This is a genomic window from Vibrio caribbeanicus ATCC BAA-2122, from assembly GCF_000165125.1.
GTDB lineage: Bacteria > Pseudomonadota > Gammaproteobacteria > Enterobacterales > Vibrionaceae > Vibrio > Vibrio caribbeanicus.
Genome location: NZ_AEIU01000088.1, coordinates 87,219 through 100,209 on the forward strand (window position 1 = coordinate 87,219; position 12,991 = coordinate 100,209).

General features: G+C 41.2%; 11 protein-coding genes and 1 pseudogene. 6 read left to right on the plus strand and 6 right to left on the minus strand.

The window, feature by feature from the left end; all coding sequences use genetic code 11:
• Positions 1-35 precede the first annotated feature (35 nt).
• Together viaA and RH40_RS14465 are read right to left on the minus strand one after the other, a co-directional pair.
• Positions 36-1,481, minus strand: coding sequence for an ATPase RavA stimulator ViaA (viaA, locus tag RH40_RS14460; protein ID WP_009602339.1), 1,446 nt, complete (start codon positions 1,479-1,481; stop codon positions 36-38).
• A 7-nt stretch (positions 1,482-1,488) separates the two neighbouring features.
• Complete coding sequence (locus RH40_RS14465; protein ID WP_009602340.1) at positions 1,489-3,141, minus strand: ATPase RavA domain-containing protein; 1,653 nt, start codon at positions 3,139-3,141, stop codon at positions 1,489-1,491.
• A 253-nt stretch (positions 3,142-3,394) separates the two neighbouring features.
• On the opposite strand from RH40_RS14465, the gene RH40_RS14470 reads away from it, so the two are divergent.
• Both RH40_RS14470 and ltaE read left to right on the plus strand, forming a co-directional pair.
• On the plus strand, positions 3,395-3,919 hold the full coding sequence (locus tag RH40_RS14470; protein WP_009602341.1) for an NUDIX hydrolase: 525 nt from the start codon (positions 3,395-3,397) through the stop codon (positions 3,917-3,919).
• Between the two features lie 10 nt (positions 3,920-3,929).
• The gene (gene ltaE / locus RH40_RS14475) at positions 3,930-4,943 is read left to right on the plus strand and encodes a low-specificity L-threonine aldolase (protein WP_009602342.1); all 1,014 of its coding nucleotides are present in this window, start codon (positions 3,930-3,932) and stop codon (positions 4,941-4,943) included.
• A 39-nt stretch (positions 4,944-4,982) separates the two neighbouring features.
• Here ltaE and ppiC read toward each other — a convergent pair whose 3' ends face one another.
• Entirely contained in the window at positions 4,983-5,261 is a 279-nt protein-coding gene (ppiC, locus tag RH40_RS14480; protein ID WP_009602343.1) for a peptidylprolyl isomerase PpiC, read from the minus strand.
• 191 nt (positions 5,262-5,452) lie between these two features.
• Between ppiC and RH40_RS14485 the strand changes: the two genes are divergently transcribed.
• The 3 genes from RH40_RS14485 to RH40_RS14495 all read left to right on the plus strand — a co-directional run bounded on the left by RH40_RS14485 (position 5,453) and on the right by RH40_RS14495 (position 9,164).
• Positions 5,453-6,388, plus strand: coding sequence for a chemotaxis protein (locus RH40_RS14485; RefSeq protein ID WP_009602344.1), 936 nt, complete (start codon positions 5,453-5,455; stop codon positions 6,386-6,388).
• 119 nt (positions 6,389-6,507) lie between these two features.
• Positions 6,508-7,521 (plus strand): GGDEF domain-containing protein, encoded by a 1,014-nt coding sequence (locus RH40_RS14490; protein WP_009602345.1) that lies wholly within the window; start codon positions 6,508-6,510, stop codon positions 7,519-7,521.
• Between the two features lie 272 nt (positions 7,522-7,793).
• Positions 7,794-9,164 (plus strand): L-serine ammonia-lyase, encoded by a 1,371-nt coding sequence (locus tag RH40_RS14495; RefSeq protein ID WP_009602346.1) that lies wholly within the window; start codon positions 7,794-7,796, stop codon positions 9,162-9,164.
• An 86-nt stretch (positions 9,165-9,250) separates the two neighbouring features.
• Here the strand turns inward: RH40_RS14495 and RH40_RS20410 are convergent.
• From RH40_RS20410 to RH40_RS14505, 3 genes and pseudogenes are all read right to left on the minus strand, one after another.
• Positions 9,251-9,451: pseudogene (locus tag RH40_RS20410) on the minus strand (GFA family protein); the annotation flags it as partial.
• 184 nt (positions 9,452-9,635) lie between these two features.
• Positions 9,636-9,923 carry a GFA family protein gene (locus RH40_RS14500; RefSeq protein WP_009602347.1) on the minus strand — a complete coding sequence of 96 codons (288 nt, stop codon included), beginning with the start codon at positions 9,921-9,923 and terminating at the stop codon, positions 9,636-9,638.
• 158 nt (positions 9,924-10,081) lie between these two features.
• Positions 10,082-11,206, minus strand: coding sequence for a M14 family metallopeptidase (locus RH40_RS14505; RefSeq protein ID WP_009602348.1), 1,125 nt, complete (start codon positions 11,204-11,206; stop codon positions 10,082-10,084).
• A 266-nt stretch (positions 11,207-11,472) separates the two neighbouring features.
• Here RH40_RS14505 and RH40_RS14510 point away from each other — a divergent pair, with 266 nt between their 5' ends.
• Positions 11,473-12,951, plus strand: a complete 1,479-nt coding sequence (locus RH40_RS14510) for a peptide MFS transporter (RefSeq protein ID WP_009602349.1) — start codon at positions 11,473-11,475, stop codon at positions 12,949-12,951.
• The last annotated feature ends 40 nt before the right edge of the window (positions 12,952-12,991 follow it).

Genomic DNA, 12,991 nt, shown 5'->3' on the forward strand with positions numbered 1-12,991 from the left:
GATCCAAGACTATCATAACCGATACAGCACCTTATTTAAGATCGTTTGATAATACGCCCCACTATGCTGGGATGATATGACCATTGGTGATCAAATAATCCCAAAAGGCTCGGGTTACCATACTTAGAAAGGTTTATAGCATGAAAGCGGTTTTTATGCCTCTTAAGCTGGTCCACTTTTTTTACCGTCTCTTCGTTTTGTTCTGGGGCAATAAAGTCTGAAATCATGACCAAGTCTGCATTCTGATACCTACCGCTGGTCATTAAATCAACTGATTTAAGAAGAACAGGCTGAAGATCGGTCCCACCGTGAAAAGAGTAAGACAAAAAATCACTAGCTTCTCTCAACCCATCTTTTTTCGTTAATTCGTAAGTGATATGTTCGGTTGAGAATAAGATGACGAAACAATCTCGCTTTTCCGCTAAAGCGATCTGCATTAAAGCATAAGCCATTGCCTTAGCACACTGCTCAGGGAAGCCATTCATTGAGCCGGATGCATCGACACAAACAACAAATGGCCCCTTTTCAATATCAGCTCTCAAACTATTTGGTTGCTTAGTTTTCACTTTGCGTAATGTTCGAGCTTTACCCTGCAATCGATAACTCAACAATCGTTTATCAACTAGATGCTTGTAAAAAATAACTTCCAACTCTGGGTAAGCAAGAAACAAGGTTTCATTCGGTAATAACTTATTTAAATCATCACTTTGATGTATACCAATTATATCATCAGTTGCCTGATCCGACCGTTCCTCCACAGCTTCCGGCTCTTCAATGGGGGTAGAACTTAGCGAGGGGTCATAGACTTCCCCCGCCATTCTGCCTAGTTGTTCTGCTATCTCCTGCAGCCCTTTGTTCCTCTTCAAAAAGTCTGCGTGTTTTCGCATCACAGAGATATCTGTTTTACTCAACCTTGCTGCGGCCATATCCCACAATCTTCCGGCTGAGTTTTCATCACCAGTTTCAGCCACTGCGTCCATATTCTTCATCGTTTCCATTCTTTGATAAAGATCTTGAAGCAGCTTTTCTTTGTGTGTTTCCAATTCTGTTAATTGAGCCTGCCGTATTGCATCAGACAAACTCTTATACCATTGATCACAGAAGTAGTGAGGAAACATCGGATTATCCAAGTTTTTATTTTGATCGAATAACCGACGAGCCTCGAGATAAAATGCAGAATGCCATTCAAGTTTCTTGATTACTGAATGAATTTCATCAAAGAATTGTTCTTCATTCCAATAGATAACCTCCTGATATAGAGCGAGTTCCTGCTGAAACCTCTCTGTCTCACAAACATTGGTCATCCGCTTTTTAACATTTCCACGCCATTTCAGAAGGTGATTTTTGACTGATGCTCTAACTCCTCGGCGCTCAGCTACTGCCATTACTTGTGAACGCGCAATCAGGTCATTAACTGCCGTGTCGATAATTCCTGAATCAGCAATTGCTAAAATAAGATTTACACCATCAGCTCCTAACATAAACCACCTATGCGAAAAAGTGTTGTAGCTGTTTAAAGCGCAAAGACCGACGCTCACAATCCACTACTGCTGATTCAAGCTGTTTTTCCAAAGATTGCAAGCAAGATTCCATTGCTATTGGTAGTTCTTGATCAATAAAGTTATGAGGTAATGCACCATGAAAGTCAGAGCGTACTTTTAATAAATGATGTTTGGCATCTTCTAAACGAGCCATTGCAATATCTAGTTTTGCTATCCAACTAGCGTAGCTCGTTTGGCAAAAATCATCTTTCGTCACCGTCGCAACCAACACTGCTCTGTTTGCAATATCTTTTATAACAAGGTTATTTTCAGGATCAAGACCAAAGCGAAGACGGCACATATTGGTATTCTTATTTACGTAACCGTAGAGTTCCCCTTCTCCCTCTTTGATGACTTTCTCTAGTGATGCCTTTGAAACGTAAACCCATCGGCTATCACCTTTTTCACCTTCAGAAACTGACATGTTACTTTGAAGTAATACTAACTTTATTAATCCCGTCTCTGAACCCACTTGATACTTTTTAACATTAGCCAATTTATAGTTTCTAACAGCTTTTTTTAACAATCCAGATTGAGACTCTTGGGGCAATATCAATGCGTATTTTAATTCGATCTCTCGTTGAACATCGTCCAGATCTTCCCGGCTAAGTTGTATCTTCTGCTCGATACTCTTTTGGCCAAATGCATGCTCTAGTGCAAATCGCTGCGTAACCTCTTTGACCATCTCGAGGCTCTCAGGATCATTCCACAAACAATCTTTTAGCAAGAGTAAATCGAGTGGATTTATCCTGTCTCTTCCACAAAAATATGCACTCGCTTTGAGTAATTTGACTGATTTTTTCCACCTTCGATCAGAAACATACAGTGGATTATCGGCTGATTTCTCGGTCGATGCTGTCTCGAGCATCTTTTTGAAGTCGTACAGTTTTTCAAATATTTCCTCTGTGAGTGGAATTTTTTCCAATTCAAGCTGCCAGAGATGGTATTCCTCATCAGTGATAGCGAGATCTTTTGGAATGGTCGCCTCCTGAGGAGTCCCAACAGTTAACATCGATTTAAAGTTCTGTTTATTTTGAATACGATTAACAAAAACCCTCACTAACATTCTGTCATAGAGTGCTTCTAGACCACTATCTTCGTCTGGTAACTCATTTGATGCAGTAATTAGTAGCCTCATCGGTACAGGAAGGATATCACTGCCATTTTTAAACGTTTTCTCATTTACAACAGTCAAAAGAGTATTCAGTATCGCAGGACCAGCTTTCCATATTTCATCTAAAAATACCACTTGAGACGAGGGAAGGTACCCTTCCGTTAAACGCATATATCGGCCATTATCTTTAAGCTCTTGAATGCTCAATGGTCCGAAGACTTCCTCTGGTGTAGAAAAACGAGTCATCAAGTATTCAAAGTACGAGGATGCACTGAAAGCTTGAATCAAACGTTTTGCAATAAGGCTTTTTGCAATCCCTGGAGGCCCCAATAGAAAAACACTTTCCCCAGCCAATGCCGCTAGCAAACAGAGCTTGATCGTGCCTTCCCTCTCGTAGACCCCTTCGGAAAGAGCCTCAGCCAATTTATTAATTCTTTCAGAAAGCAGGGCTCTATTCGAATGATTAGCAAGACGTGAGCTCATCATATTAGGCTCCATTTGAGTTAACCGGATGGTGTATTTTCATAAATGTATACATTTGCTAGTAGATTGTTACAAGTGTAATTTAGAAATCAATTTTAACTTTATGCGTTAGGTCATTTTTACCTAACTTATTGAAATCAATGTTTGCATTTTTGAGAAATACGATCTTGAGTGAGAAATTTACGACCAAAAGTTTCTTTATATATATGAACACTCAAGGTATTGTATTTGCTCGTCAGCGACCAGAAGTAACAAAATGGACAAGGAAATAAAAACCATCCACTCATGGAAAAACATTTCATTGGTTGAAGAGTTTGTCCCTCTGCCAAACGGCAAAAACGTAGTACACACAAGTATCTGTCACCCAGGGGCAGCTGTAATTTTGCCTATTACTGAAGAGGGAGAGATCGTGCTCATTAAACAATTTCGTCCCTCACTGAAAAAATGGTTTTTAGAGCTCCCTGCTGGCACAATAGAACCTAATGAATCGGTTTTGTCCTGTGCTATGAGAGAATTAGAGGAAGAAACGGGCTACAACGCTGAAACCATTATACCTATGGGGCAAGTAACTCCCCTTGCAGGCTTTTGCGATGAAATACAGCATTTATTCATCGCAAAAGATCTGACATCGACCCAACACCTAACCTGTGATGACGATGAAGTCATCGAGGTGGTATTAATGCCTTTAGAGATGCTCGAGCAGAAAATTGTAAGTGGTGAAGTCAGTGACGCAAAAACAATCGCATGCCTAAGCAAAGCAAAGCTATCAGGATTTATATAGGAGAAATCATATGGACTTTCGATCCGACACAGTCACTAAACCAACAGATTTAATGAGACAGGTAATGGCCGAAGCTATTGTAGGTGATGATGTCTATGGTGATGACCCAACAGTCAATGATTTAGAGCAATGGTCTGCTAAAAGGCACGGCTTTGAGGCCGCTCTCTTTACAACGTCTGGGACCCAAGCCAACCTGCTGGCATTAATGGCACATTGTGAACGAGGAGATGAATACTTATGTGGGCAACAAGCACATAATTACAAATATGAAGCAGGCGGTGCTGCAGTTTTGGGCTCTATTCAACCCCAACCTATTGAGAATAATCCAGACGGCACCCTTGATCTGGCCAAACTACAAGCTGCCGTCAAACCCGACGACTCTCATTTCGCCCGTACAAAGCTGCTCAGCCTTGAAAACACCATAAATGGCAAAGTTCTGCCTCTAAGCTATCTGGCTCAAGCTCGTCAATTTGTTGACAAAAATGGCCTTGCTCTACATTTAGACGGTGCTCGCGTTTATAACGCTGCAGTTGCTTTAGAAGTCGATATAAAAGAAATAGCGCAGCACTTTGACTCAATGACCATTTGTCTATCTAAAGGTCTATCTGCACCGATAGGCTCGCTTCTTCTCGGCAATCACGAGTTTATTGCCAAAGCAAGACGCCTCAGGAAGATAGTCGGAGGAGGTATGAGGCAAGCTGGCATTCTTGCAGCCGCAGGAAAGATAGCATTGACAGAACAAATAGAACAACTTAAGCAAGACCACCAAAACGCCAAGTCTTTAGCCTACGCTTTAAACGATATTGATGGATTTGATGTGAATACAAAGTACGTTCAAACAAATATTGTATTTGCTAAGGTATCTCCATCTATTGACCTTGAACACCTTGCCAACCAATTAAAAGCTGACAATATTATTATCTCGCCAAGTAACCCTCTTCGCTTTGTAACCCACAAAGACATTGATCATTCCGATATAGAGACCCTAGTTACAAAATTAAAGGCATTCACTACCGCTCTGTAATCTAAAAATAGCAGCCCTCTTAATGGGCTGTTTCAGTCTCTAGGTTCGATACAGTACTTTGACAACATGCCATCCAAATTTTGTTTTAACTAAATGAGGGACTAAGGTTTCACCAGAAAAACATACCTTATCAAACTGCGCAACCATCTGGCCGCGCTTAAATTCACCTAAATCTCCACCACGTTTTCCTGAAGGACAGGTTGAGTGACGTTTAGCCAAAGTTTGAAATTTAGCCCCTTTTTTAAGTTGCTTAATGATATCTTCTGCTTGTTCTTTATGTTTCACTAGGATATGCAACGCTGCCGCCGTATTTGCCATAGTTAAATTCTCAAAATTTGTAATTTTTTCATCATACATTAAAAAAGTGAGATCTGCATCAAATCATATGGTTAGAAACTAAGCAGCTTATTTGTGCATAAATCGCTACGAATAAAATGCATTTTCTCCATTGATCCTGTGTGTAATTCGTATACTATGCGCGTCGTATAGCCTTATTAATGAGAGTATCCATGGCCAAAATTACCAGCAAAGCAAATCAATCCCAAGGTATGCTAATGTTCACTTTGACCAACAGCAAGCAACAGTTTGCCATTGGTACTTTAAAAGTTCGTGAGATTATACCCTTTCAGACAACAACGAAAATACCGTATTCACATCGCGACGTAATCGGCGCAATCACAACACGCGGTATGACGATTCCTGTCATTAATATGCCAGCAGCCATTGGTTTCCGTCCGATTCAACCTGAAGAGTATGAATCATGCTATCTTATCGTGACTGACTGTTTAAGAACCGTAGTTGCATTTATGGTTCGTTCAATTGAAAAGATCGTCGACTGTGATTGGAAATCGATTGAGCCCGCACCAAAAACAACGGGAAGTAATGCATTTATTACCGGAATCACTCGAATTCAAGATGAAATGATCCAGATGTTGGATGTCGAGCTATTGCTATCTAAAATATATCCACAGTATGAATCGACCTACATTCCGATGCTGACTGATGTTGAGCGTGAACGCCTTAAAGATTTGAGCATTCTATTAGTAGATGACTCATCTATCGCGAGAAAACAACTCTCTGACGCCTTGGATGGAATCAATATTTCCTATCAAATCTGTGAGAACGGTGTAGAAGCATTGCAACTCATGAAAAGCGAAGCTGAAAAAGGAAAACCCGTCGAACTGCTGGTCAGTGATATTGAAATGCCAGGTTTGGACGGATATGAACTTGCTTTTGAGACTCAAAATGAGCCTTCATTAAGTAACAGCTACGTTATTTTACACACATCTTTATCGAGTGAGATCTGTGTTGAGAGAGCACAGCAAGTTGGAGCTCACGAAGCACTTGAAAAATTTAACGCTGCCGATCTCATTCAAGCTATGTTACGTGGTGCTGACCTTCTAGAAAAAGGCAATCTGAGAGAGGACAACGCAATACTTGCTTGAAAAAACGTGATATAACATCAAGTTATAAATAATAGAGCAAATATAAATCATACAAATCAGTGAAAGATCGTCTATTCTTATTGAGCTGTTTAATATAAAGACGTTTTAATTCTCGCAAAATGACTGATGATTTTAAAAGAGCAACGGCAAATCTTCAAAAAGCCGTTCCGTTAATGATGAAGAACCACGTATCCGTAACACCAGCTAACTACGCTCTGTGGTACGCCTACGTGGATAATGCCATACCTCAACTCAATATTGACTTGGATAATATTATCCAAGATGCTGGAATATGTCCTCCAGCAGCTAGTGCGCAATTATATAACAATTACATCGCACACCGTTCAGAAACAGATATGAACCAATTGCGAGAGAGTGTCGAAGTTTTAGTTAACGAAATCGCGAGCTCCGTAACGGATACGCTTTCTGATACCTCTGACTTCTCCAAGCTAATAGATAAGAGCTTCAGTAACCTAAGCCGAGTCGAAAACGAAGCCATGTCAATGGACGAAGTCTTGCTTATCGTAAGGCAGCTACTCTCTGAATCAAAAGAAATAAAACATTCTACTCGATTTCTAGGCAATCAATTAGAGACAGCAACGAAGGAAATAAACCGTCTAAAGGCACAACTTGCCGAAGTCCAACAGGATGCGTTATTTGATGGTCTCACCAGTCTCTATAATCGTCGATCTTTTGATCAAGACATAAACGCTCTTTATCAATCAGAGCAAAAACTGTGTTTAATTCTCGCTGATGTGGACCACTTTAAAGCTTTTAACGACAACTATGGTCACTTACTGGGTGATGCCGTACTCAAGGGACTTGCTCGAACATTGCAGCGCGGATGTAGAGATGGAATCAGTGCGTATCGCTTCGGCGGAGAAGAATTTGCACTAATAGTCCCTAACAAACCTTTAAGGATCGCCCGCCAATTTGCAGAGACGATGCGAAGAGCAACCGAGAAACTCTCTGTTAAAGATCGGCGTTCGGGGAAACACGTAGGGAATATAACAATTTCTCTCGGAGTGGCGGAACTCCAAGAAAAGGAGAGCGTTGAGTCTCTTATAGAGCGTGCAGACGGATTACTCTACGAGGCTAAGTCACTGGGTCGCAATAGAGTGATGCCATTGTAAACTCAAACATCCAATTTCTGAATACTCGCAGCACATTAGGCAAACCGTATTAACAGTTTGATACCTGACTATTTACCGTATTGGTGCCACATTACGGTGTAACCCTAGTTCTCAGTTCCTGAATATAAAACTCATCAAAGCTGTACAATTATGTTGCAAGTCGATAGCGTTAGTAGAAGCATAAAACCAGAAAAATCAACATTAGATTTTAAGTGCCATAATTAATGATAAAAGAGCCTGAAAACAGGCCAAATTAACAGGAAGTCAAGCTTATGCTGTCGATATTTGATATTTTCAAAGTAGGTGTGGGTCCATCGAGTTCCCATACCAATGGTCCTATGATCGCGGGTCACCACTTTACTACCCTGCTCACCCCTTTGCTGAAAACCGTTGACAGAATACAGGTAGACCTATTTGGCTCTCTTTCCCTTACTGGACGAGGTCACCATACAGATAGAGCAGTAATCTTAGGTCTACTGGGCAACCGGCCAGATACTATTAAAATGACAACGGCTAAAGCAGCACTAAAAGTTGCCATAGATGAAAACTCCCTCAACCTTGCAGGTAACAAAGTTATCAATTTCAGCTACGATAGTGACCTGCTCTTTCACAAAGACAACCTACCGCTTCATGAAAATGGCATGACAATTACTGCATTTGACTCCAACAAAAAGGAAATATGCAAAGAGGTTTATTACTCCATTGGTGGCGGCTTTATTGCAACAGCTAAAGAGCTTGAAGAGGGAACGGGAAGCAACAGTGTTTCTGTTCCGTTCCCATTTAAAAGTGCCGACGAAATGCTCTCCATGGCCGAAGATAACGGGCTCAGCTTAGGTGCAATGATTCTTCAAAATGAACAAAACTTCTTCAACGATGAGGAAATCTCTGCAAAAGCCGATCAAATCTGGGAGGTAATGTCACTCTGTATGCAGCGTGGTCTTGAAACAGAGGGAATTCTAGAAGGAGGGCTCAACATTACTCGGAGAGCTCCGAACCTACTAAAAAAACTTGAATCTAATGAAATCATAGAAAATGATCCCATGGCGGTTATGGATTGGATCAATCTTTTTGCTTTTGCTGTCAGTGAAGAGAATGCAGCCGGAGGACAAGTTGTAACCTCTCCAACTAATGGTGCCGCCGGTGTTATCCCCGCTGTTTTGATGTATTACCATAGGTTTATCCGAGAACTTGATAACAAGCAATTGAAAGACTTTCTCGCCGTTGCAGGGGCCATAGGTATTTTATACAAAACAAATGCTTCCATTTCAGGCGCAGAAGTTGGCTGTCAAGGTGAAATAGGCGTCTCATCCTCAATGGCTGCAGCGGGTATCACAGCATTGAGGGGGGGTAGTAACGAGCAGATTTGTATTGCTGCGGAGATTGCAATGGAGCACTCTTTGGGGATGACTTGTGACCCCATTGGAGGTCTTGTTCAGGTTCCTTGTATTGAACGAAATGCAATGGGCGCGGTGAAAGCCATTAATGCCTCTAGGATGGCATTGAAGCGTACGAGTAAGTGTCTTATTTCTCTCGATAAAGTCATTGCGACAATGTACCAAACCGGGAAAGATATGAATAAGAAATATCGGGAAACTTCTTTAGGTGGCCTCGCAGTTATCCATATGTCACCGCCATGCGAGTAAGTGGTTATCATATATGCTATCATTTAGCAGTTAAAAGGAGAGCTTAGCTCTCCTTTGTTATTTTGACATACCAGCATTAGCTACTTTTATTTTTGACAATCTGAGGGATGATTAACACCGTCATAAGTCGGTATTTCTTGAAGCTTCAACGGGTTAATGCCTTCTAAACAGGCAACATTAAATCCATATTGATTTGGGTTAGATCGTCTTTGATGATGAGTATAAATACCACATTCAGAACAAAAGTAATGTTTCGCTTCCTTGGTATTAAATTGATATAGCTTGATACCCAAGTAACCTCAAGATGCTAGATTCAGCGAGAATGACTTGCTTTACAGGCAAGGCAACGATTTGAAAATCTAGTCATCTAAATTGAAAATCGGTAACGACGCATGTAAAGCAAGACAACTCGCCCTTTGGGAGCGTGCTACAGCGCCGATTTCATCGTCAAATAACTTGGTAAGAGTCAGACTATTTCGCTGCGTCATTTTCCTTGAACTCAACACTGTGGCATCGCTCTGAATACTGCATTTTGAAGTCACTTGGGTATAACATCTCATGACCTTTAAGAATCTTAATATTCTTAAGGGGAGCCGATGCAACAATGGCCCCTCTTCGGCGACAAAGAGAGCAGTCACATCGCCTCACATCTTCTAGCCCCTTGGGCAGGTCGAGCTCAATTTCGACACAGCCACAATGGCAAGTCAATTTGTGTTTCTTTTGAATGAAGGTCCCATCCACTTCTCTTAGACCTAGCATGTTTATCGATCCCTCTCTCACAGACGCTATCGTAAAAGCTCAAAAGCATAGAGAACACTAATTGCTAATAAGCCACCTGCTCCATCGTTACTTTCCTAAAGCTCGGTGCTGTAACAACACTATAAATTCCATGCTTTTAAATTACTGAAGTACAAGTGTTATATAGACTTGATCACAGCGTTAACAGCACTTAGCGTATCGTGTCCAAATTTGATACTGCGCTCTGGGGACCAGCCATATAGTGGGTCGGGAAAGTCATTGTTATCTTTAAAAGGCATTTCTATTGTATAAGATAAGCATTTAAACTGCTCACCGACCCAGTTTGACCCTACTGCCAAGTTTGCTTGCCCTGGTTTGTCCTTATCGTAGCCAAATTCATCCTGAAACTCTGGAGTTACCGTCGATAAAGCATTCTTGAACATAGACTCGAGATGAGCAAGTCGATCGTCATAAGATGGAATGCCCTCTGAACCCGCAACAAAGTTATAAGGTATCGCCTCATCGCCGTGAATATCCAAAAATAGGTCGACGCCCTCTTGGAGCATTCTTTCACGCACAAGGTAGACTTCTGGGCTTTTTTCCATGGATGGGTTTTGCCACTCACGGTTTAAATTGACCCCAATAGCATTGCAGCGTAGGTGCCCTCGAATAGAACCATCTGGGTTCATATTAGGAACAACATAGACAACGGCTTGTTCTAGTATTGACCGAGCTGTTACATCATCTTCATCGAGAAACCTTTGAACAATGCCCTCCATAAACCACTCAGCCATCGATTCTCCTGGGTGCTGACGTGCAATCAACCAAACATTTTTCTTTCCTTCTTCTGGCTCTCCAAAGGTCAATAGGCTCATATCATTTCCATCGATAGTGCTACCAAGAGTCTCTAATTGGCAAATATGAGCACTTTGTGCCATGTGAAGTAAATCGAGGTGTCGATCGTGGCTGTAAGGAGCGAAATAAGCAAAGTAAACTGAGCTTCTCTCAGGGATGATGGTGAAGCTCAGAGTGTCACCATCATATGTTGTTGGAACCCTAAACCACTCTTCACGGTCGTAAGAAGCTACCACATCATAGCCATCCCAACCATCTGGAAAGGCAGAGTTCTTGAGATTTTGTAATTCTATCGTGTGTGACAACTCTGTCTCAGTTTCTAGACGGAAATGAAACCATTGATAAAAATCAGATTGATTATCTTTTGGTATCTCAAGTTGGATCTTATCACGAGACTCAATACTATTGACTTTAATATTACCGCTATCAAAATTGCTATAAATTTTCATATCCATGCTCCCTCATTCAATATTTCTTAACTGCTGCAAAGGCTAACACACACTCACCTGATACTAAAAACAATAGCCTTACTAGAAGTGTGAGATTATAGACAAAAAGTTTACATTTTACGGATAGATAACCAACTTTCTGAGAATACGAAAAAAAGAGTTCATCACAAAGCTAATTTGCGCTAATCTTCGGATTTTATAACTCTCCATAAAAACAAAGATTGCTAGATTTTAATTCTAGTAATCCATCATTAAAAGAGACCGATATGTGGAACAATCTCAATAAATCTATGATGTTCTGTCAGGCTATGTTTGGCTTATCATTCTATGGCGTAATGGTTATTCTTACCCGCTTTTTCTTGGAAGATCTGGGCTACAGTGAAGCAGATACCATGATGGTGGTAGGAGCATTTTCTTCTATTGGGCCATTATTTTCGATAGCAGGTGGTTTCGTCTCCGATAGACTACTTGGTCCCTATCGTTCCCTTACACTCGCCTATGGAGCTTTCGCAACTGGCTACACATTGCTGGTTTTGGGAGCATCTGCAACAAACGTCCCAATGAGTCTAGTAGGCATAGCATTGGCAAGCTATGCTAGAGGATTGATGTCTGCATCTTACCCTAGCCTATACAAACGAACCTTTGCATCAAAAGAAGACTTTGAAAATGGATATCCAGTCAACTACTCAATTAACAATGTAGGCGCTTTGCTGGGACAATATCTCTTTCCAATCCTTGTACTGATTGTCGGTTTCCATGGCAGTTTCACTGTATCAGTCGCTATGTCGGTAATGGCTTTTATCATGCTCGTTGCCTTTAACAAACAGCTAGTATCAGTAGGAACTGAGTTGGATCAACACTCAGTCAGTATCAAAAATTGGGTCTTATTCTCATCACTCTCATTAGTCATGATAGCTTCCGTATTTTTCATGTTTTCAAACATGGAAGTGGGCAAAAATATCATCTATTCAATCGGGTCACTTGCCATACTTTATTGCTTCGTTTTAATGCTTCGTGCCGATAAACCAAATGGGCTGAAAATTGGTACCATTCTTATCATGACTGCGCTTACGACGTGTTTCTTCATTTACTACGGCCAAGTGATGACATCGATGACCATAGTAACGATCAACACCATGCGCGGAGACTTGTTTAATCTGATCCCAATCGAGCCCGAGGCTTCAATGGCTATGAACCCTTTATGGTGCATCGTCGCTGGCCCAGTAATATCTCTGATATTTTCAAAATTAGAGAGACATGGCATCAATTTCTCAACAGCGACCAAAATCGGCTTTGCATTCATTCTTACTGCTTTGGCATTTGGGACATTAACAGGCGCTGTCATGAACATTGGTGAAGACGTCATTATTCGCCCAGAACTCTTTCTTGTCGTTCATTTCTTCCAAGCCTTTGCCGAGGTCATCGTTGGCAGTCTTGTAGTCGCTTTTATACTATCTGTTGCTCCGAAAGAGATCGAAGGTTTTTGTGTGTCACTTTTCTACGTTGCGATGGCATTAAGTGGTATCTTGGGCGCTGTTTTCTCAACCTCAATTGCACTAGACAAAGGTCAAACGATTACTCAAGAAATTGTCCAGCAAGTTTATGGCGATTATTTCTTCTTATTGACCGCGCTTGCAATCCTCATGGTTGCGATTGCTTTCGTCTCTTCCTTTATTATTCGTAAGATGTTGAAAGCAGCGGATGAATATACTGACGATAATAACTTAGAGGAAGTCAGAACTTAACTCAAACTTTTCTATAACGCTTGGGGCGGCCTTTGACGCC

Excerpts from the sequence above, each read along its gene's own strand:
- viaA (WP_009602339.1), bottom strand. The coding sequence starts at position 1,481 with ATGTTAGGAGCTGATGGTGTAAATCTTATTTTAGCAATTGCTGATTCA.
- RH40_RS14465 (WP_009602340.1), bottom strand. The coding sequence starts at position 3,141 with ATGATGAGCTCACGTCTTGCTAATCATTCGAATAGAGCCCTGCTTTCT.
- RH40_RS14470 (WP_009602341.1), top strand. The coding sequence starts at position 3,395 with ATGGACAAGGAAATAAAAACCATCCACTCATGGAAAAACATTTCATTG.
- ltaE (WP_009602342.1), top strand. The coding sequence starts at position 3,930 with ATGGACTTTCGATCCGACACAGTCACTAAACCAACAGATTTAATGAGA.
- ppiC (WP_009602343.1), bottom strand. The coding sequence starts at position 5,261 with ATGGCAAATACGGCGGCAGCGTTGCATATCCTAGTGAAACATAAAGAA.
- RH40_RS14485 (WP_009602344.1), top strand. The coding sequence starts at position 5,453 with ATGGCCAAAATTACCAGCAAAGCAAATCAATCCCAAGGTATGCTAATG.
- RH40_RS14490 (WP_009602345.1), top strand. The coding sequence starts at position 6,508 with ATGACTGATGATTTTAAAAGAGCAACGGCAAATCTTCAAAAAGCCGTT.
- RH40_RS14495 (WP_009602346.1), top strand. The coding sequence starts at position 7,794 with ATGCTGTCGATATTTGATATTTTCAAAGTAGGTGTGGGTCCATCGAGT.
- RH40_RS14500 (WP_009602347.1), bottom strand. The coding sequence starts at position 9,923 with ATGCTAGGTCTAAGAGAAGTGGATGGGACCTTCATTCAAAAGAAACAC.
- RH40_RS14505 (WP_009602348.1), bottom strand. The coding sequence starts at position 11,206 with ATGAAAATTTATAGCAATTTTGATAGCGGTAATATTAAAGTCAATAGT.
- RH40_RS14510 (WP_009602349.1), top strand. The coding sequence starts at position 11,473 with ATGTGGAACAATCTCAATAAATCTATGATGTTCTGTCAGGCTATGTTT.